Origin of the sequence: Enterobacter sp. DSM 30060 (genome assembly GCF_013375955.1) — a bacterium.
Lineage (GTDB): Bacteria > Pseudomonadota > Gammaproteobacteria > Enterobacterales > Enterobacteriaceae > Enterobacter > Enterobacter intestinihominis.
Genome location: NZ_CP056118.1, coordinates 647528 through 666200, shown reverse-complemented (window position 1 = coordinate 666200; position 18673 = coordinate 647528). Strand labels below are relative to the sequence as shown.

Below are 18673 nucleotides of genomic sequence, written 5' to 3'. Positions count from 1 at the left end.
AGCGCGGGAGCGATATGTACCCGCTGACGGAATGACGGGTTATTTCAGGCTCTCTTTATCGATTCCCAGACGCTTCATGCGCGAGAGCAGGGTGGTACGCTTCAGCCCCAGCCGTTGCGCCGCACCTTTCGGTCCGGCTACCACGCCGTTGGTCTCCTTCAGCACTCGCATAATGAGCTGATATTCATCTTCTCCCTCTTTCGCAAGCTCGCTTGCGGCCACGGTCGTTTCAGAGAGAGTAACCTCTGGCAGGGAGAGCTGGAGCACGTTCCCGCGCGTCAGCAGGACCGCGCGCTCAATGACGTTTTCCAGCTCGCGCACGTTCCCCGGCCACTCCATCGCCGAAAGGGTGCGTAGCGTTTCGGCAGGAATACTGTCGATATTTCGCCCCATCCGGCGGGCAATCTTCGCGGTAAAGGCTTTCACCAGCAGCGGGATATCTTCCGGGCGTTCGCGCAGCGGCGGCAGGCAGATCGGGAAGACGTTCAGACGATAGTAAAGATCGCTGCGAAACTCGCGGTCGGCTACCATTTTTTTCAGATCGCGGTTGGTGGCGGCAATCAGACGCACGTCGGTCTGGATCAGCTTGTTGCTGCCGAGACGCTCGAACTCCTGCTCCTGCAAAACGCGCAGCAGCTTAGGCTGAAGCTCCAGCGGCATATCGCCCACTTCGTCGAGGAACAATGAGCTTTTATCCGCCAGTTCAAAACGGCCCAGCCGCTGGCTGCTGGCGCCGGTAAACGCGCCGCGCTCGTGGCCGAACAGGTCGCTTTCCAGTAAGCCCGCAGGCATCGCCGCGCAGTTCATCTTCACCATCCGGCGGCTGTTGCGGTTGCTCAGGTTGTGGATCGCCCGGGCAATCAGCTCTTTCCCTGTGCCGGTTTCACCGAGGATCAGCACCGTGCTGTCGCTCTGCGCCACCATCTCCACCTGCTTGAGGATATTGTACATGGCATCGCTGCGTCCGATGATTTCGCCAAACTCGCTGTCCACATTGTTGAGCTGCTCGGTCAGCGCCAGGTTTTCGTCCACCAGCCGTTCTTTCAGACGGTGGATCTCCTGATAGGCGAGGGCATTATCCAGCGCAATGGAGATACGTTCGGCGATCTGGCGCAGTAGCTTCAGGTTGGCGGTGGTAAATACGGCTTCATCGCACTGCGCCAGTTTAAGCACGCCGAGCATGGTGTTGCCGGACATCAGCGGCAGCAGGCACAGGGTCTGGATCTTGTTGCCCCAGGTGTTAAACAGCATCCGCTCGTAGGGCGCTACCGGATCCTGCTCGCTGAGGTTTAACAGCAGGATCTCTTTGCTTTTAAATACCCGTTCAGACAGGGTTCCCGCTTCGTCCACTTCGCTTTGCTCGTGCGCCGGGTTAGCTTCGTCGAGGTAGTGGGTGGAGTAGATGTTCAGCTTGCCCTTACGGTTGCCGCGCAGCGCAATGCTGATAGCATCGATCCTGAAATAGTGATGGATCTCTTTGGCGACTTCGCTCACCAGTTCGTCCATATCGAGACGCGACAGCACGGCATTGGTGATGGCGACCAGAATGCGGAAATTATCGCGCTCGCGGCTCAACAGGTCGTAATCCACGTTATTGGTGACGCGGCTTTGGATCTGCTCTGCCACGACGGCCACAATCTGCGTGAAGGTATGCAACCGCTCGTACTCCGCCTCGGTCCAGGGCTGGTCGTTATTACGGATAAACTCGCAGCCGCCAAAAATTTGCCCTTCCACCGCCAGCGGCAGCATGCTGTAGTGGCCGAACGGGTGGTAAAGGTTGCTCTCTGCCAGCTTCGGCCAGGCCTGGCGAAACTGGTCAAAATTGCAGTGCAGCGCTTCCGGGCGGGAGAGAATACGTCGCACCGGACCATGGGCCAGAAACGTTTCATCTTCATATTCGAAGATTTTGCCGTTATCACGCGTTGAGAAATAGCTCGCGCGGTGGGTTGCGCTATGCCAGAGCACAATGGCGGCGCTGTCCGCCAGCGCTGATTGCCTGACCAGCCGCGTCAGGGCATCGCTCAGCGCGCCGAGGTCGGGCTGTTGTAAAAGTGTGCGCGTGATGTCAAACAGGCCCTGCTGTCCAAGATCGCTCATCGGTGTATACGGCATTATTGCTTTCCAATAGAAACTGGCAAAAAAGAGACATTCAGCGCTGACCGCTTTTGGCGCGGTCTAGCAAATTCGGGGTAACGGTTCAGCGTGCGGCAGATCCAGCGTGCGCTTCACGCCGTAAAGCCCGGTCAGGCGCACCCCTTTGCGCTCAACCACGTCGCCGATGATGGCCGCGTCTTTCCCTAAGGGATGTGCGCGCAGTTGTTCAAGTACGGCTTCCGCCGCCGTGCGTTCCACGCCGATCACCAGCTTGCCTTCGTTGGCAAAGTTAAGCGGGTCTAGCCCTAATAGCTCGCACAGCCCGCGTACAGCAGGCTTAACGGGCATGCCGCGCTCGGTCAGTTCAATTCCGCAGCCGCTGCTTGCGGCAAATTCGTGTACGACGGCATTCACGCCGCCTCGCGTGGCGTCGCGCAGGGCTTTTACACCCGGCATGTCGCGCAGCGTCTGGATCAGCGGCGTGAGTACCGCGCAGTCACTGTGCAGCTCGCCATCCAGCCCTAAGCCTTCGCGCAGGTTCAGGATGGTTGCCCCGTGGCAGCCCAGCGTGCCGCTGACAATCAGCACGTCGCCTGCACAAAGCTGCTGCGCGCCCCAGTGAATGTCGGCGGGGATCGCCCCCATTCCGGCGGTGTTAATGAAGAGCTTATCCGCCGCGCCGCGCTGCACCACCTTGGTATCCCCGGTCACGATGGCGATCCCCGCCTCGCGGGCGGTGTGCGCCATGCTGTTGACCACCGCCGTGAGCGTCTCCATGGGTAACCCTTCTTCGAGGATAAACCCGCAGGAGAGGTAGCGGGGGATCGCGCCGCTGACGGCCACGTCGTTTGCCGTGCCGCAGACGGCGAGCTTGCCGATATCGCCGCCCGGGAAGAACAGCGGGTCAATCACGTAGCTGTCGGTAGAGAACGCCAGCCTGTCGCCGTGGGCGGTCAGGGCCGCGAGGTCAATACGCGCCTGATCTTCCTGCTCGGCGAGCCAGGGGTTGTTAAAGGCTTCCATGAACAGCCTGTTAATCAACTGCTGCATCGCCTGTCCACCGCTTCCGTGCGCCATTTCCACCGTGTTCATGCTTCACACTCCTGGTTGCGATAGTGATACCACGCGGCGCATGCCCCTTCGGAAGAGACCATCAGCGCGCCAAACGCGGTTTGCGGGTTACAGGCGTTGCCAAATAACGGGCAGTGATGAGGTTTGCATTTGCCGGTGAGTACGTCGCCACAGCGGGCGCGGGGATCGTCGCACACCTTCTGCGGCTGCGGGCGGAAATGCGCTTCGGCGTCGAAGGCGCGATACGCGGGCGTCAGGTGTACGCCGGATTCGGCAATCAGCCCCAGTCCGCGCCACTCGCTGTCGCCTTCGACGCTAAACACGTCGGCTATCGCCTGCTGTGCCCGTCTGTTACCTGCATCGGGCACCACGCGGCGATACTGATTTTCCACCACACTCAGGGCCGCTATTTTCTGCTCAACCAGCATGGTCACGCCTTGCAGTAGATCAAGTGGCTCGAAACCAGCCACCACTAACGGACGATTGTACTGTTCAGCGATAAAACCGTAGGCTTCTGTGCCGATCACCATGCTGACGTGTCCTGGTGCCAGGAAGGCGTCGATGCCGTTGTCCGGCGCTTCAAGCAGGCTACGCAGCGTGGGAATAAGCGTGATGTGCTGGCAGAAAAAGTAAAAGTTAGTGACGTTGCGGGCTTTCGCCTGCTGGAGAGTGATAGCGGTGGCGGGCATGGTGGTTTCAAAACCCAGCCCGAAAAAGACCACCTTACGCTCAGGATTAGCCATCGCCAGCGTAAGGGCATCCATCGGTGAGTAGACGATTCGCACGTCCGCGCCGCGCGCCTTCGCCTGGAGCAGCGAGCCATTTTTTCCCGGTACGCGCATGGCGTCGCCAAAGGTGCAAAAAATCACACCGGGGCGGCTGGCGATGTCGAGACAGCTGTCGATGCGCCCCATCGGCAGCACGCACACCGGGCAGCCGGGGCCGTGGATAAATTCGATGTTCTCCGGCAGCAGCTGGTCGAGGCCAAATTTAAAGATGGCGTGGGTGTGTCCGCCACACACCTCCATGATCCGCAGCGGTTTTTCTTTCGTGTAGTCCAGCAGGGACGCGCGGGTTTTCAGGCGATCGATAAGCTGCAACACCTGCTCAGGCGCGCGATATTCATCAACGTAACGCATGTGTTATCGTTCCTCACCATACAGCAGGGCACCCACGTCCGGCTCAACGTCGAACATATTCTGTAGCGCGTCCAGCGTGTCGCGTGCTTCTTCCTCATTAATCACGCTCATGGCAAACCCCACGTGGACCAGCACCCACTGGCCGAGACGCGATGCGCCGGTCTCATCGTGGCTGCCCACCAGCGTCAGATCGACATCGCGCAGGATGCCGCAGACCTCCACTTTGGCCTGATTGCCGTCGATCGAATGAATTTGTCCGGGGACGCCTATGCACATCGTTCGCTCTCCAGCCAGTTCAGCCAGGCATCCATCCCGTCGCCGCGCGTGGCGGAAACCAGCAGGATCTCAATGTCCGGGTTCACTTCCCGGGCGTAAGCCAGGCACTTATCCACGTCGAAATTCAGGTACGGCAGCAGGTCGACTTTGTTCAGCAGCATGAGGGAGGCGGCGGCAAACATATGTGGATACTTCAGCGGCTTGTCTTCCCCTTCGGTCACGGAGAGCACCGCCACTTTATGCCGCTCGCCGAGGTCGAAGCTTGCCGGGCAGACCAGGTTGCCGACGTTTTCAATAAACAGGATGCCGTTGTTCGCCAGCGGCAGGCGCGGGGCGGCGTCGGCAATCATCTGCGCGTCCAGGTGGCAGCCCTTGCCGGTGTTGACCTGAATCGCGGGCGTACCGGTTTCGCGGATGCGCGCCGCGTCGTTTACCGTTTGCTGATCGCCTTCGATAACGGCGCAGGAGACACGTTTATTCAGTCGTTTGAGGGTTTCGGTCAGCAGGGTGGTTTTACCGGAGCCGGGGCTGGAGACCAGGTTCAGTACCAGCTGTTGACGGGCGGCAAAGCGGGCGCGATTGCGGGCGGCGAGCTGGTTATTTTTGTCCAGCACGTTAATCTCCACCTCCAGCATCTCGCGCTGGCTGATGCCCGGCGCGTGGGTGCCCGCTTCGCCGTGGCCGTAATGCAGGTCGCCCGCGTCTGAACGCTGCGGCGCAAAGGTGATGCCGGTCAGTGCCGCCGCGGGACGCGGGGCAGGGGAAAAGGGCGCGGAGCGAAACGCGGAGTGGGGACGGTGTTCATCCCCTTCTATATACAGGTTGCCTTCAGCGCAACCGCAGGTACTACACATACATTACTCCTTCTCGATTTCGAGGCGTTGGATCTGCATACCGTCATCCGCCACGATGCGCAGCCCGCTGCTCTGGCACTGCGGACAGCGCTGTACCTTCGATGACAGCAGCGTGACGTACTGCTGACACTGCTCGCACCAGCACTCCGCCTGCTGCTCCTCGATATGCAGTGCGCAACCCTCCGCCAGCGTGCCGCGGCACACCAGCTCAAAACAGAAGGTGAGGGCGCTGGTCTCGACGCAGGAAAACGCCCCGACCTTCAGCCAGACGCCGGTCACGCGCTTCGCATGGTTCTGCACAGCCTGCTGTTCGATAAGTTCCAGTGCCCGCTGGCAGAGGGTGATTTCGTGCATGACGCCTCCTTAATGAATTGCCCCTTCAATGCAATAACAGTGCCAGCTTGATTTGCGTTACGGCGTGACGATGTCAACGCTGTCGAAATGACACGTCGACACCGCGGCGGTGACAGTGCGCATCTCTTTAAAATCCATTTAAATCAATAAATTAAAAACTGGCACGAAATCTGCTTAACAGCCGCTAACTCCATTAACCGGATACCTTTTATGACTATTTGGGAAATTAGCGAAAAAGCGGATTACATCGCACAACGTCATCAGCAGCTTCAGGACCAGTGGCACCTCTACTGCAACTCTCTGATTCAGGGGATCACCCTGTCAAAAGCCCGTCTGCACCATGCCATGAGCTGCGCGGCGCAGGGGGATATGCGCTTTGTGTTGTTTGGTCACTTCACGATTTTTGTCACCCTGGCGGAGAGCTTCAACAGCCACACCATTGAGTATTACGTTGAGACAAAAGAGGGTGAAAAACAGTGTATTGCGAAAGCCCAACTGATGGCCGACGGCATGGTGGACGGTCACGTTAGCACCCGCGATCGCCAGCAGGTGCTGGAGCACTATCTGGAGAAAATCGCGCCGGTTTATAACGGCCTCTACGCTGCCGTTGAGCACGATCAGCCGATCAACCTGAAACAGCTGATCGACGGAAAATCCTCCGCGAACGTGGCCTGAAAAGCGAGTGTCGAGAAGTGTCGATAAGACAGTTTTTTTTCGTCAAAAATGACCATCACCAGAGGATGACCCGGTGAACCGTTTTGTAATTGCTGACTCGACGGTCTGTATTGGCTGTCGAACCTGTGAGGCGGCGTGCTCGGAAACACACCGCCTGCACGGGCTACAGTCCATGCCGCGCCTGCGCGTCATGCGTAATGAGAAAGAGTCTGCCCCGCAGCTCTGTCACCACTGTGAAGACGCGCCATGCGCGGGCGTCTGTCCCGTCAATGCCATCACCCGCGTTGACGGCGCGGTACAGCTGAACGAAAGCCTGTGCGTGAGCTGCAAGCTGTGCGGCATCGCCTGTCCGTTTGGCGCCATTGAGTTTTCCGGCAGCCGTCCGCTGCATATTCCGGCGAATGCCAACACCCCGAAAGCGCCGCCTGCGCCACCGGCTCCGGCACGCGTGAGCACGCTGCTGGACTGGGTGCCGGGCATTCGTGCCGTTGCGGTGAAGTGCGACCTGTGCAGCTTCGATGAACAGGGTCCGGCCTGCGTGCGCACCTGTCCGACCAAAGCGTTAATTCTGGTTAATATTCGCGACATCGCCCGCACCAGCAAACGCAAGCGCGAGCTGACCATCAATACTGACGTCGGCGATCTTTCGCTGCTGCGGGCGCTTAACGAGGGGGCGAAATGAACGCGATAGTTATGATGACCAGCGGCGTGGCCTGGTTTGCCGCCGCCGCTGTCCTGGCACTGCTCCTCTCCTTCCATAAAACGCTGAGCGGCTGGATCGCCGGTATCGGCGGGGCGGTCGGCAGCCTGATGACGCTGGCGGCGGGCGGCGTTGTCCTGATCGACGGCCAATCCGTCGACACCCTCATCCCGCTGATTCACCACGCCGTTGAGCTTACGCCGCTAAATGCCATCTGGCTGGTCACCTTTGGTCTGTGTGGGCTGTTTATCAGCCTGTTTAATATCGACTGGCACCGCCATCAGCACACCAACGCCAACGGCCTGCTGGTCAACCTGTTGATGGCCGCCGCGGTCTGCACTGTTGTCGCCAGCAATCTCGGCGCGCTGGTGGTGATGGCTGAAATCATGGCCCTGTGCGGCGTGTTCCTGAGCGGATGCAGCGCCTCCGGCAAGCTGTGGTTTGCGCTCGGACGACTCGGCACGCTGCTGCTGGCGCTGGCCTGCTGGCTGGTGTGGCAGCGTTTCGGCACGCTGGACTTTGCCGTGCTTAACGGCCAGCCGCTGGGGAATGACGTCTGGCTGTTGGGCGTAGTCGGTTTTGGCCTGCTGGCCGGGATTATCCCGCTGCACGGCTGGGTGCCGCAGGCGCATGCCAATGCCTCGGCCCCGGCTGCCGCGCTGTTCTCCACCGTGGTAATGAAGGTCGGTCTGTTCGGCATCCTGACGATAACCCTGACGGGCGGCCAGCCGCCGCTGTGGTGGGGCGTGGCGCTGCTGATTGCGGGGATGATCACCGCATTTGTCGGCGGGCTGTACGCCCTGATGGAGCATAACATCCAGCGCCTGCTGGCGTACCACACCCTGGAGAATATCGGCATCATCCTGCTCGGCATGGGCGCGGGCGTCAGCGGGCTGGCGCTCAACCAGCCGGCGCTGATTGCCGCCGGGTTTATTGGCGGTCTGTATCACCTTATCAACCACAGCCTGTTTAAAAGCACCCTGTTCCTCGGGGCGGGCAGCATCTGGTTCCGCACCGGGCACCGCGATATTGAAAAGCTCGGCGGGATTGGCAAAAAAATGCCCGTCATTTCGCTGGCGATGCTGGTCGGGCTGATGGCGATGGCCGCGCTTCCACCGCTGAACGGCTTTGCCGGGGAGTGGGTGATCTATCAATCCTTCTTCGCGCTCGGCCAGAGCGACGCGTTTATCGCGCGGCTGCTCGGCCCGCTGCTGGCGGTTGGGCTGGCGATTACCGGGGCGCTGGCGGTGATGTGTATGGCGAAGGTTTACGGCGTCACCTTCCTGGGCGCGCCGCGCACCCGCGAAGCGGAAAACGCCTGTTGCGCCCCGGTGCTGATGGCCACCAGCGTGGTCGCGCTGGCGCTGTGCTGTATCGCAGGTGGGGTTGCCGCGCCGTGGCTGCTGCCGCTTCTGGGCCACGCCATTCCGCTGCCGCTGGCTACGGCGCATACCGTCGTGTCCCAGCCGATGATGGCGCTGCTGCTGATTGCTGCGCCGCTCCTGCCGTTCGTGCTGATGCTGTTTTTCAGACGCGACCGTCTCGCCTCCCGCTCGCGCGGCGCGGCGTGGGCCTGCGGCTACGAACACGAGCAGTCGATGGTCATCACCGCCCACGGTTTCGCCATGCCGGTGAAGGAGAACTTCGCCGCCGTGCTGAAGCTGCGCCACTGGCTGAACCCGGTGGGCTGGGTGCCGGGCTGGCAGAGTGCTGCCGTGCCCGTGCTGTTCCGTCGCCTGGCGCTGATCGAGCTGGCGGTGCTGGTGGTGATTGTCATTTCACGAGGAGCCTGACATGAGTTTGTTACTGGCAATACTTCAGGCGCTGGTGCTGTTCGCCGCCGCGCCGCTGCTGTCGGGCATCACGCGCGTGGCGCGCGCCCGGCTACACAACCGTCGCGGGCCTGGCGTGCTCCAGGAGTACCGCGATCTCTTCAAGCTGCTCTCCCGTCAGAGCGTCGCGCCGGATGCCGCAGGTTGGGTGTTCCGCCTGACGCCGTTCGTGATGGTCGGCGTGATGCTGACCATCGCCACCGCGCTGCCGGTAGTGACGGTGGGCTCGCCGCTGCCCGTGCTTGGCGATCTGATTACGCTGATCTACCTCTTCGCCATCGCGCGTTTCTTCTTTGCGATTGCGGGCCTGGACACCGGCAGCCCGTTTACGGGTATCGGCGCCAGTCGTGAGGCGATGCTCGGCGTGCTGGTTGAGCCAATTCTGCTGCTGGGGCTGTGGGTCGCCGCGCAGGTTGCTGGCTCGACCCACATCAGTTTCATCACCGACACCGTTTACCACTGGCCGGTTTCACGTTCGCTCCCGCTGGTGCTGGCGCTCTGCGCCTGCGCGTTCGCCACCTTTATCGAGATGGGCAAGCTGCCGTTCGATCTCGCGGAAGCGGAGCAGGAATTGCAGGAGGGGCCACTCACCGAGTACAGCGGCTACGGCTTTGCGGTGCTGAAGTGGGGCATCAGCCTCAAGCAGCTGGTGGTGTTGCAGATGTTCGTCGGCGTTTTCTTCCCGTGGGGGCAGATGACGCACTTCTCTGCGGGCGGCCTGCTGCTGGCCGTTGTGGTGGCTGCGCTCAAGCTGCTTATCGGCGTGCTGGTGATTGCCCTGTTTGAAAACAGCATGGCGCGCCTGCGTTTTGTCGAAACGTCACGCATTACCTGGGCTGGTTTTGGTTTTGCATTTTTAGCGTTCGTCTCCTTGCTGGTGGCGTGATTAAAGAGAGTGTTTATGTCTGAAGAAAAGAAAGGTCAGCAGTATCTCGCCGCGTTGCATCAGGCTTTCCCGGGCGTGGTGCTGGAGGAGTCCTGGCAAACCAAAGACCAGATAACCGTCACCATTAAGGTGAACTACCTGCCGGAAGTGGTGGAGTTTCTTTACTACCAGCAGGGCGGCTGGCTGTCGGTGCTGTTCGGCAACGACGAGCGTCAGCTGTGCGGCAACTATGCGGTGTACTACGTGATGTCGATGGAGCAGGGCGAGAAGTGCTGGCTCACCGTGCGCGTCGAAGTTGACCCGAACAAGCCGGAGTACCCGTCCGTCACGCCGCGCGTACCCGCCGCCGTCTGGGGCGAGCGCGAAGTGCGCGACATGTACGGCCTGGTGCCGGTTGGTCTGCCTGACGAGCGTCGCCTGGTGCTGCCGGACGACTGGCCGGATGAACTCTATCCGCTGCGCAAGGACAGCATGGACTACCGCCAGCGTCCGGCCCCGACAACCGACAGCGAAACCTACGAGTTCATCAACGAGCTGGGCAGCAAGAAGAATAATGTGGTGCCGATCGGCCCGCTGCACGTCACCTCTGACGAACCGGGCCACTTCCGCCTGTTCGTCGACGGCGAAAACATTATCGACGCCGACTACCGCCTGTTCTACGTCCACCGCGGCATGGAGAAGCTGGCGGAGACCCGCATGGGCTACAACGAAGTCACGTTTCTTTCTGACCGCGTGTGCGGCATCTGCGGCTTTGCCCACAGCACCGCCTACACCACCTCGGTGGAGAACGGCATGGGGATCGTGGTGCCGGAACGCGCGCAGATGATCCGCGCCATTCTGCTGGAGGTGGAACGCCTGCACTCACACCTGCTGAACCTCGGCCTGGCCTGCCACTTCGTCGGCTTTGACTCCGGGTTTATGCAGTTCTTCCGCGTGCGTGAGGCATCAATGAAGATGGCGGAGATCCTCACCGGGGCACGTAAAACCTACGGCCTGAACCTGATCGGCGGGATCCGCCGCGACCTGCTGAAAGACGACATGATCCAGACCCGCCAGCTGGCGCAGCAGATGCGCCGCGACGTGCAGGAACTGGTGGACATGCTGCTCAGCACGCCCAACATCGAGCAGCGCACCGTCGGGATTGGTCGTCTTGACCCTGAAATCGCCCGCGACTTCAGCAACGTCGGCCCGATGGTGCGCGCCAGCGGCCACGCCCGCGACACCCGCGCCGATCACCCGTTCGTCGGCTACGGCCTGCTGCCGATGACCGTGCACAGCGAGCAGGGCTGCGACGTCATCTCCCGCCTGAAGGTGCGCATCAACGAGGTGTTTACCGCGCTGAACATGATCGACTACGGCCTTGATAACCTGCCGGGCGGCCCGCTGATGGTGGAAGGCTTCACCTACATTCCAAACCGCTTTGCCCTCGGATTCGCCGAAGCGCCGCGCGGGGATGACATTCACTGGAGCATGACCGGCGACAACCAGAAGCTCTACCGCTGGCGCTGCCGTGCGGCGACCTACGCCAACTGGCCAACCCTGCGCTACATGCTGCGCGGTAACACCGTCTCTGACGCGCCGCTGATTATCGGCAGCCTCGACCCGTGCTACTCCTGCACCGACCGCATGACCGTCGTGGACGTGCGCAAGAAGAAAAGCCAGGTGGTGCCGTACAAAGAGCTTGAGCGCTACAGCATCGAGCGTAAGAACTCGCCGCTGAAATAAGGACTCGTCATGTTTACCTTTATCAAAAAAGTGATCAAAACCGGCGCGCAGACCAGCAGTTATCCGCTGGAGCCGATCCCGGTGGATAAAAACTTTCGCGGCAAGCCGGAGCACAACCCGCAGCAGTGCATCGGCTGCGCGGCCTGCGTCAACGCCTGCCCGTCGAATGCCTTAACGGTGGAAACGGACCTGAAAACCGGCGAGCTGGCCTGGCAGTTTAACCTCGGGCGCTGCATCTTCTGCGGCCGCTGCGAGGAGGTCTGCCCGACGGTAGCCATTCGCCTGTCTCAGGAGTACGAGCTGGCGGTGTGGAAAAAAGAGGATTTCCTCCAGCAGTCGCGCTTTGCGCTGTGCAACTGCCGCGTCTGCAAGCGTCCGTTCGCCGTGCAAAAAGAGATCGACTACGCCATCGCGCTGCTGAAGCACAACGGCGACGTGCGTGCGGAGCATCACCGTGAAAGCTTCGAAACCTGCCCGGAGTGCAAACGTCAGAAATGCCTGCTGCCGTCTGACCGCATCGATTTAACCCGTCATATGAGAGAGGCCAGCTGATGGAAAACTTACTCGGCCCGCGCGACGCTAACGGCATTCCGGTACCGCTGACGGTGGAGGAGTCCATCGCCAGCATGAAGGCGTCGCTGCTGAAAAAAATCAAACGCTCGGCCTACGTCTATCGCGTGGACTGCGGCGGCTGCAACGGCTGTGAGATCGAAATCTTCGCCACCCTGTCGCCGCTGTTTGACGCCGAACGCTTCGGCATCAAAGTGGTGCCGTCCCCGCGCCACGCGGATATCCTGCTGTTCACCGGCGCGGTCACCCGCGCGATGCGCTCGCCTGCGCTGCGCGCCTGGCAGTCTGCGCCGGATCCGAAAATCTGCATCTCCTACGGCGCCTGCGGCAACAGCGGCGGCATCTTCCACGATCTTTACTGCGTCTGGGGCGGCACCGACAAAATCGTGCCGGTGGACGTTTACATTCCGGGCTGCCCGCCGACGCCCGCCGCCACGCTGTACGGTTTTGCCATGGCGCTCGGCCTGCTGGAGCAGAAGATCCACGCCCGCGAGCCGGGCGAGCTGGACAACCAGCCAGCCACTCTCCTGCACCCGGATATGGTGCAGCCGCTGCGGGTGAAGATCGATCGCACGGCGCGCAGGCTGGCGGGTTACCGCTATGGCCGTCAGATTGCCGACGATTATCTGCGTCTGCTGAGCCAGGGCGACCATCAGGTGGCGCGCTGGCTGGAGGCCGAGAACGATCCGCGTCTCAATGAGATCGTGGCAAACCTGAACAGTATTGTGGATGAGGCGCGTATCCGATGAGTGAAACGGTGGTGTTCAGCCAGCTGAGCCGTAAGTTTATTGATGAGAACGATGCCACGCCGGATGCGGCGCAGCAGGTGGTCTATTACAGCCTGGCGATTGGGCACCACCTCGGGGTGATCGACTGCCTTGAAACGGCGCTAAGCTGCCCGTGGCCCGAGTACCTGGCGTGGATCGCCACGCTGGAGGAGGGCAGCACGGCGCGGCGCAAAATGGAGGGCGTGCCGAAGTACGGTGAGATCGTTATCGACGCCAACCACATTGCGATGCTCGCCAACGCCTTTGACGCGGCGCTGAGCAGGCAAAACCCGGCGCAGCAGGCGTGGAGCAAAACGCTGCTCGGCATGCTGCACGATATTCATCAGGAGAGCGCCATCTACCTGATGGTGAGGAGATTACGTGACTGACGTTTTACTGTGTGTCGGCAACAGCATGATGGGCGACGACGGCGCGGGCCCGCTGCTGGCGGAGATGTGCGCCGCGAACCCGCCGGGCAACTGGGTGGTGATTGACGGCGGCAGCGCGCCGGAAAACGACGTGGTGGCCATTCGCGAGCTGCGCCCGGACAGGTTGTTAATCGTCGATGCCACCGATATGGGGCTCAACCCCGGCGAGATCCGCCTGATTGACCCGGACGACATCGCCGAGATGTTTATGATGACCACCCACAACATGCCGCTGAACTACCTGGTGGATCAGATTAAAGACGACGTGGGTGAGGTGCTGTTTCTGGGCATTCAGCCGGACATCGTCGGGTTTTATTATCCGATGACGCCGCCGGTGAAAGAGGCGGTGGACGTGGTGTATTCACGGCTTGCCGGGTGGGTTGGGGACGGGGGATTTCAGCCCCTCACCCCGGCCCTCTCCCCAGAGGGGAGAGGGTGAAAACCGCATCGAGCAGTTTGTAGGCCGGGTAAGGCAACGCCGCCACCCGGCAAAACAGGCTACTCCAGATCCGCCCCGTTACTCGCAATCACCTTCTTATACCACCAGAACGATTTCTTGCGCTTGCGGTCCAGCGTGCCGTTCCCGGCGTCGTCGCGGTCGACGTAGACAAACCCGTAGCGCTTACTCATCTCCCCGGTTGAGGCCGAGACCAGGTCAATGCAGCCCCAGGTGGTGTAGCCCATCAGCGGGACGCCGTCCTCAATCGCGTCACCCATCGCACGGATATGCTCGCGCAGGTAGCTGATGCGGTAGTCGTCGTTGATCTCGCCGTTTTCATCAATGACGTCCTTCGCCCCGAGGCCGTTTTCCACCAGGAACAGCGGCTTCTGGTAGCGGTCATACATCATGTTCATGGTGATGCGCAGCCCGAGCGGGTCGATGCCCCAGCCCCACTCGCTCACCTGAATGTGCGGGTTGCGCAGGGACTTCACGATGTTCGCCGCGCTGGTGTTGCCCGCGTTCATATCCGCCGACGCGCAGCGCGAGGCGTAATAACTGAACGAGACAAAGTCGACAGTGTTTTTCAGCAGGTCGTCGTCGCCGGGGTCTTTCACAATCACCACCCCTTTCTCGCGGAACACGCGGGCGGAGTAGGCCGGATAGCTGCCGCGCGCCTGCACGTCGATAAAGAACAGGTTCTCGCGGTCTTTCTCCAGTGCCATCCACACGTCTTCCGGCTTGCAGGAGTAGGGGTAAAAATTGCCGCCCGCCAGCATGCAGCCGACCTGGTTTTCCGGGTTCACCTCGTGGGCGATTTTGGTCGCCAGCGCGCTCGCCACCAGCTCGTGGTGCGCGGCCTGGTATTTCACCTGGTCTTCGTTTTCCCCTTCCTCAAACACCAGCCCCGCGCCGGAGAACGGGCTGTGCAGCATAATGTTGATTTCGTTGAAGGTCAGCCAGTATTTCACCAGCCCGTTAAACGCCTCGAAGCAGGTGCGGGCGTAGCGGGCGAAGAAATCCACCATCTTACGGTTGCGCCAGGAGCCGTACTCCGTCACCAGGTGCATCGGCACGTCGAAATGGCAGAGCGTCACCAGCGGCTCGATGTTGTACTTTTTGCACTCCTCGAACACCGCGCGGTAGAAGGCAATGCCCTCCCGATTTGGCAACGGTTCGTCGCCGTTCGGGTAGAGGCGGCTCCAGGCAATCGAGGTGCGGAACACCGTAAAGCCCATCTCCGCCATCAGGGCAATGTCTTCTTTGTAACGATGGTAAAAATCAATCGCCTGGTGGCTCGGGTAAAATTCGTCGTCACGCAACGAAAACCGTTTTTCCTTGCCGACTTTTACCGCCAGACGGTTTGCGCCATGGGGGATCATATCGACCGTTGTCAGTCCTTTGCCTCCTTCACGGTAAGCCCCTTCACTCTGGTTGGCGGCAAGCGCGCCGCCCCATAAAAATCCTTGTGGAAAAACAGACATTCTTACCTCGCTTTCAGTTTATGCTTCTGCTGCTTTGTTCTGTACCGGTGCGGTTTGCAGGGCGCGTGCTTTTTCGGCTTCGTCTTCTACCGGGATATCTTCAAACCCTAACAGCAGGGTCAGCACGAACGACAGCACCACCGCCAGACCCATCACACCAAACACCCAGACGATGGTCATCGGGTTGGCCGGGTCGAAGAACTGCACGCTGGTGAACAGCCCCGGCGCCGCCATGGAGTGGCTGGCAAGACCGGCCATGCCGGCCACCGCGCCGCAGATAAAGCCGCTGATCAGGCTCGCAATCAGCGGACGCTTCAGGCGTACCGCCACGCCGTACAGCGCCGGTTCAGAGATCCCCGCCATGATGGCGGAGGCCGCAGCCGCCAGCGCCGTCTGGCGCAGCTCCGGGTTTTTGGTTTTCCACGCCACCGCCAGCGACGAACCGCCGAGCGACAGGTTAGCGCCGATTTCCGACGGCATCACCATCCCTTCTTTGCCCGTTTCGGCAATGGTCTGGATGATGGTCGGCGTAAACACGCGGTGCATCCCGGTCATTACCAGCAGCGGCCACAGCGCGCCCATAATGGCAACGGAGAGCCAGCCCAGATAGCCGTGAATGGTGTAGACCAGCGCGGAGATGGCGCTACCGATCCAGATCCCAAGCGGGCCAATCAGCACGATGGCGAGCGGGGCGGCAATCAGCACGATCAGCATCGGCTTGAGGAAGTTTTTGGTCACCGCCGGGGTGATGCGATCCACCCAGCGTTCGATATACGACAGGCACCAGGTCATCACCAGGGCCGGGATAACGGTATAGGTGTATTTCACCGCCGTAACCGGAATTAAGGCAAATTCTACATGCTCGCCCTGCGCCGCTTTCGCCATCAGCTCGATAAAGCTCGGGTGAACCAGTACGCCCGCAATGGCTATCGCCAGGGACATGTTGGTTTTGAACTTCACCGCTGCGGAAGCCGCCACCATCAGCGGCAGGAAGAAGAACGCGCCGTCGCCAATAACGGTCAGGATCGTCAGCGTCGGGTCACCTTTGCCCAGCACGCCGGTCATCTCAAGGATCATCGCCAGCAGCTTGACCATCGACCCGCCGATGATCGCCGGGATCAGCGGAGACATGGTGCCGATCAGCGCGTCGAGGATCCCGGCGCCAATCCGGCGCAGCGTAAGCTTCTGTGGACCTTCCGCTACGGCAGGTTGCAGGTTGGCGGGCAGCAGGCTCACCACTTCACGGTATGCCTGGGACACGGTGTTGCCGATGATCACCTGGCACTGATTGTCGTTGCGCACCACGCCGAGCACGCCGCTGATGCTTTTCAGACGCGCGGCGTCGGTAAGGCTTTCGTCTTTCAGAACGAAGCGCAGGCGCGTCATGCAGTGGGTGACGGCGACGATGTTCTCTTTACCGCCCAGCGCGCTAACCACGTCATTTGCCAGCGCAGCGTAATTTTTTGCCATCGGATGTGATCCTGTTATCGTTGTGAGAAGTGTAGGAAACCGGTTTCACATAATCATCATGAGTTTCTTTTAATGAAACAAGACCACTTTTATGCATTTTTTCGTTTCGTGATGACGATCACTCGTGGCCGTAAAAAGCGTGATAACGCCGCTGCGACAATTTTTCTGCGGTGAAGTACACTGCGGCTCATCGGTTTTGAATGGAATAACACTATGACCACGATGCTGGAAGTGGCGAAGCGGGCAGGCGTGTCGAAAGCGACGGTCTCCCGGGTGCTGTCGGGGAACGGTTACGTCAGCCAGGAGACGAAAGACCGCGTGTTTCAGGCCATCGAAGAGAGCGGGTATCGCCCCAATCTGCTGGCGCGAAACCTGGCGACCAAACGCACCCAGACCCTGGGGCTGGTGGTGACAAACACCCTGTACCATGGGGTCTACTTTAGCGAGCTGCTGTTTAACGCCGCGCGGATGACGGAAGAGAAGGGGCGTCAGCTGATCCTGGCGGACGGCAAGCACAGCGCCGAAGAGGAGCGCGAGGCGATCCAGTACCTGCTCGACATGCGCTGCGACGCGGTGATCATCTACCCGCGTTTTCTGAGCGTGGAAGCGCTGGACGAAATTATTGAGAAATGCGAGCAGCCGATTATGGTGCTCAACCGCCGTTTGCGGAAAAACAGCAGCCACAGCGTCTGGTCCGATCATAAAGCGTCGTGTCAGGACGCAGTATCGCAGTTGATCGCGAAAGGCCACCGGGAGATTGCGTTTATCACCGGTTCGCTGGATTCCCCCACCGGGGTGGAGCGTCTTTCCGGCTACAAGGACGCGCTGGCGCAACACGGCATTGCCCTGCGTGACGCGCTGATCGCCGAAGGGAAGTGGAGCCCGGCCAGCGGCGCGGCGGCGGTCTCTCAGCTGCTCACCCGCGGCGAAACGTTTACCGCGCTGGTGGCGAGTAACGACGATATGGCGATTGGTGCCATCAGGCAGTTGCACGAGAGCGGCGTCGCCACGCCGGGCGCGGTGTCCGTCATCGGCTTTGACGACGTGGCAATCGCGCCCTATATCGTGCCGTCCCTCTCCAGCGTGCGTATTCCGGTAACGGAGATGATCCAGGAGACCATCAGCCGCCTGCTCTTCATGCTCGACGGCGGTGAGTTTAAGCCTCAGCAAACTTTTTCCGGCGAGCTTATCCTGCGCGGCTCCGTCATTGACGGCCCGCATCGCTGACGTCGACATCTGTCATCGTCACAAATGACGATGACAGATCCTCTTCTTTTTTATTTATCTTCAAAATCAATGCATTAAATATTGGCACGGTTTATGAATAGCTTCGCGCATAACAGTTATGCCGGAGAAGCAGATGAACCGTTTTATTATGGCCGATGCCAGCAAATGCATTGGTTGCCGTACCTGTGAAGTGGCGTGCGTGGTTTCCCATCAGGCGGAGCAGGATTGCGCCTCCCTGACCCCCGATACCTTCCTGCCGCGCATCCACGTCATTAAAGGCGTGAATATTTCCACTGCCGCTATCTGTCGCCAGTGCGAAGACGCGCCGTGCGCCAACGTCTGTCCGAACGGGGCGATTAAGCGCGAGAAAGGCTTCGTGCATGTGATGCAGGAGCGCTGCATCGGGTGCAAAACCTGTGTGGTGGCGTGTCCGTATGGCGCGATGGAGGTGGTCGTTCGCCCGGTGGTGCGCAACAGCGGTATCGGGCTGAGTGTGCGCGCGGAGAAAGCCGAAGCCAATAAATGTGACCTCTGCTACCACCGCGACGCCGGTCCGGCGTGTATGGAAGCCTGTCCGACGCATGCGCTGGTCTGCGTCGATCGCGACAAGCTCGAACAGATGAGTGCCGAAAAACGCCGCCGTGCGGCGTTCGACACCTCGTCATCGCTGCTGTTTTAAGCT

General features: G+C 60.5%; 19 protein-coding genes. 11 read left to right on the top strand and 8 right to left on the bottom strand.

Annotated features, from left to right (window positions below):
- Positions 1-39 precede the first annotated feature (39 nt).
- The 6 genes from flhA to hypA all read right to left on the bottom strand — a co-directional run bounded on the left by flhA (position 40) and on the right by hypA (position 5788).
- Positions 40-2112, bottom strand: coding sequence for a formate hydrogenlyase transcriptional activator FlhA (gene flhA, locus HWQ15_RS03130; RefSeq protein WP_023330179.1), 2073 nt, complete (start codon positions 2110-2112; stop codon positions 40-42).
- 63 nt (positions 2113-2175) lie between these two features.
- A complete protein-coding gene (hypE, locus tag HWQ15_RS03125) occupies positions 2176-3186 on the bottom strand; it encodes a hydrogenase expression/formation protein HypE (RefSeq protein ID WP_063148649.1) in 1011 nt (336 codons plus the stop codon).
- Complete coding sequence (gene hypD, locus HWQ15_RS03120; protein WP_045620860.1) at positions 3183-4304, bottom strand: hydrogenase formation protein HypD; 1122 nt, start codon at positions 4302-4304, stop codon at positions 3183-3185. The genes hypE and hypD overlap by 4 nt, the downstream gene beginning before the upstream one ends.
- 3 nt (positions 4305-4307) lie before the next feature.
- Positions 4308-4580, bottom strand: a complete 273-nt coding sequence (locus HWQ15_RS03115; RefSeq protein WP_003862132.1) for a HypC/HybG/HupF family hydrogenase formation chaperone — start codon at positions 4578-4580, stop codon at positions 4308-4310.
- Positions 4571-5434, bottom strand: a complete 864-nt coding sequence (hypB, locus tag HWQ15_RS03110) for a hydrogenase nickel incorporation protein HypB (protein ID WP_023298470.1) — start codon at positions 5432-5434, stop codon at positions 4571-4573. The genes HWQ15_RS03115 and hypB overlap by 10 nt, the downstream gene beginning before the upstream one ends.
- A 3-nt stretch (positions 5435-5437) precedes the next feature.
- A complete protein-coding gene (gene hypA / locus HWQ15_RS03105) occupies positions 5438-5788 on the bottom strand; it encodes a hydrogenase maturation nickel metallochaperone HypA (protein ID WP_022649168.1) in 351 nt (116 codons plus the stop codon).
- A 210-nt stretch (positions 5789-5998) separates the two neighbouring features.
- On the opposite strand from hypA, the gene hycA reads away from it, so the two are divergent.
- The 9 genes from hycA (at position 5999) to hycI (ending at position 13810) form a co-directional block, all read left to right on the top strand.
- On the top strand, positions 5999-6463 hold the full coding sequence (hycA, locus tag HWQ15_RS03100; protein ID WP_022649167.1) for a formate hydrogenlyase regulator HycA: 465 nt from the start codon (positions 5999-6001) through the stop codon (positions 6461-6463).
- A 73-nt stretch (positions 6464-6536) separates the two neighbouring features.
- On the top strand, positions 6537-7145 hold the full coding sequence (locus HWQ15_RS03095) for a 4Fe-4S dicluster domain-containing protein (RefSeq protein ID WP_022649166.1): 609 nt from the start codon (positions 6537-6539) through the stop codon (positions 7143-7145).
- The gene (hycC, locus tag HWQ15_RS03090) at positions 7142-8956 is read left to right on the top strand and encodes a formate hydrogenlyase subunit 3 (RefSeq protein WP_063148648.1); all 1815 of its coding nucleotides are present in this window, start codon (positions 7142-7144) and stop codon (positions 8954-8956) included. Before HWQ15_RS03095 ends, hycC begins: the two co-directional genes overlap by 4 nt.
- Position 8957: 1 nt before the next feature.
- A complete protein-coding gene (locus HWQ15_RS03085) occupies positions 8958-9881 on the top strand; it encodes a respiratory chain complex I subunit 1 family protein (RefSeq protein WP_032625965.1) in 924 nt (307 codons plus the stop codon).
- A gap of 15 nt (positions 9882-9896) precedes the next feature.
- Positions 9897-11606 carry a formate hydrogenlyase subunit HycE gene (hycE, locus tag HWQ15_RS03080; protein ID WP_032660327.1) on the top strand — a complete coding sequence of 570 codons (1710 nt, stop codon included), beginning with the start codon at positions 9897-9899 and terminating at the stop codon, positions 11604-11606.
- Between the two features lie 9 nt (positions 11607-11615).
- The gene (locus HWQ15_RS03075) at positions 11616-12158 is read left to right on the top strand and encodes a formate hydrogenlyase complex iron-sulfur subunit (protein ID WP_003862138.1); all 543 of its coding nucleotides are present in this window, start codon (positions 11616-11618) and stop codon (positions 12156-12158) included.
- A complete protein-coding gene (locus HWQ15_RS03070) occupies positions 12158-12925 on the top strand; it encodes an NADH-quinone oxidoreductase subunit B family protein (protein ID WP_022649161.1) in 768 nt (255 codons plus the stop codon). The genes HWQ15_RS03075 and HWQ15_RS03070 overlap by 1 nt, the downstream gene beginning before the upstream one ends.
- Positions 12922-13332: a formate hydrogenlyase maturation HycH family protein gene (locus tag HWQ15_RS03065; RefSeq protein ID WP_058676739.1), complete on the top strand. Its 411-nt coding sequence runs from the start codon at positions 12922-12924 to the stop codon at positions 13330-13332. The genes HWQ15_RS03070 and HWQ15_RS03065 overlap by 4 nt, the downstream gene beginning before the upstream one ends.
- Complete coding sequence (gene hycI, locus HWQ15_RS03060) at positions 13325-13810, top strand: hydrogenase maturation peptidase HycI (RefSeq protein ID WP_022649159.1); 486 nt, start codon at positions 13325-13327, stop codon at positions 13808-13810. Before HWQ15_RS03065 ends, hycI begins: the two co-directional genes overlap by 8 nt.
- Positions 13811-13869: 59 nt before the next feature.
- On the opposite strand, the gene HWQ15_RS03055 is transcribed toward hycI, so the two are convergent.
- Together HWQ15_RS03055 and ascF are read right to left on the bottom strand one after the other, a co-directional pair.
- Positions 13870-15294 (bottom strand): 6-phospho-beta-glucosidase, encoded by a 1425-nt coding sequence (locus HWQ15_RS03055; protein WP_063148647.1) that lies wholly within the window; start codon positions 15292-15294, stop codon positions 13870-13872.
- A gap of 18 nt (positions 15295-15312) precedes the next feature.
- Positions 15313-16764, bottom strand: a complete 1452-nt coding sequence (ascF, locus tag HWQ15_RS03050; RefSeq protein WP_022649157.1) for a PTS cellobiose/arbutin/salicin transporter subunit IIBC — start codon at positions 16762-16764, stop codon at positions 15313-15315.
- 213 nt (positions 16765-16977) lie between these two features.
- Between ascF and HWQ15_RS03045 the strand changes: the two genes are divergently transcribed.
- Both HWQ15_RS03045 and hydN read left to right on the top strand, forming a co-directional pair.
- Positions 16978-17991, top strand: a complete 1014-nt coding sequence (locus tag HWQ15_RS03045) for a LacI family DNA-binding transcriptional regulator (protein ID WP_063148645.1) — start codon at positions 16978-16980, stop codon at positions 17989-17991.
- Between the two features lie 133 nt (positions 17992-18124).
- Complete coding sequence (gene hydN, locus HWQ15_RS03040) at positions 18125-18670, top strand: electron transport protein HydN (RefSeq protein ID WP_017382793.1); 546 nt, start codon at positions 18125-18127, stop codon at positions 18668-18670.
- The last annotated feature ends 3 nt before the right edge of the window (positions 18671-18673 follow it).

What these genes read in the sequence shown, in the direction of transcription:
- hypB (WP_023298470.1), bottom strand. Translation starts at nt 5,434, where the DNA reads ATGTGTAGTACCTGCGGTTGCGCTGAAGGCAACCTGTATATAGAAGGG.
- hycC (WP_063148648.1), top strand. Translation starts at nt 7,142, where the DNA reads ATGAACGCGATAGTTATGATGACCAGCGGCGTGGCCTGGTTTGCCGCC.
- HWQ15_RS03045 (WP_063148645.1), top strand. Translation starts at nt 16,978, where the DNA reads ATGACCACGATGCTGGAAGTGGCGAAGCGGGCAGGCGTGTCGAAAGCG.
- hycE (WP_032660327.1), top strand. Translation starts at nt 9,897, where the DNA reads ATGTCTGAAGAAAAGAAAGGTCAGCAGTATCTCGCCGCGTTGCATCAG.
- hycA (WP_022649167.1), top strand. Translation starts at nt 5,999, where the DNA reads ATGACTATTTGGGAAATTAGCGAAAAAGCGGATTACATCGCACAACGT.
- HWQ15_RS03070 (WP_022649161.1), top strand. Translation starts at nt 12,158, where the DNA reads ATGGAAAACTTACTCGGCCCGCGCGACGCTAACGGCATTCCGGTACCG.
- hypA (WP_022649168.1), bottom strand. Translation starts at nt 5,788, where the DNA reads ATGCACGAAATCACCCTCTGCCAGCGGGCACTGGAACTTATCGAACAG.
- ascF (WP_022649157.1), bottom strand. Translation starts at nt 16,764, where the DNA reads ATGGCAAAAAATTACGCTGCGCTGGCAAATGACGTGGTTAGCGCGCTG.
- HWQ15_RS03075 (WP_003862138.1), top strand. Translation starts at nt 11,616, where the DNA reads ATGTTTACCTTTATCAAAAAAGTGATCAAAACCGGCGCGCAGACCAGC.
- HWQ15_RS03065 (WP_058676739.1), top strand. Translation starts at nt 12,922, where the DNA reads ATGAGTGAAACGGTGGTGTTCAGCCAGCTGAGCCGTAAGTTTATTGAT.
- hypD (WP_045620860.1), bottom strand. Translation starts at nt 4,304, where the DNA reads ATGCGTTACGTTGATGAATATCGCGCGCCTGAGCAGGTGTTGCAGCTT.
- hydN (WP_017382793.1), top strand. Translation starts at nt 18,125, where the DNA reads ATGAACCGTTTTATTATGGCCGATGCCAGCAAATGCATTGGTTGCCGT.
- HWQ15_RS03055 (WP_063148647.1), bottom strand. Translation starts at nt 15,294, where the DNA reads ATGTCTGTTTTTCCACAAGGATTTTTATGGGGCGGCGCGCTTGCCGCC.
- hypE (WP_063148649.1), bottom strand. Translation starts at nt 3,186, where the DNA reads ATGAACACGGTGGAAATGGCGCACGGAAGCGGTGGACAGGCGATGCAG.
- HWQ15_RS03115 (WP_003862132.1), bottom strand. Translation starts at nt 4,580, where the DNA reads ATGTGCATAGGCGTCCCCGGACAAATTCATTCGATCGACGGCAATCAG.
- flhA (WP_023330179.1), bottom strand. Translation starts at nt 2,112, where the DNA reads ATGCCGTATACACCGATGAGCGATCTTGGACAGCAGGGCCTGTTTGAC.
- HWQ15_RS03085 (WP_032625965.1), top strand. Translation starts at nt 8,958, where the DNA reads ATGAGTTTGTTACTGGCAATACTTCAGGCGCTGGTGCTGTTCGCCGCC.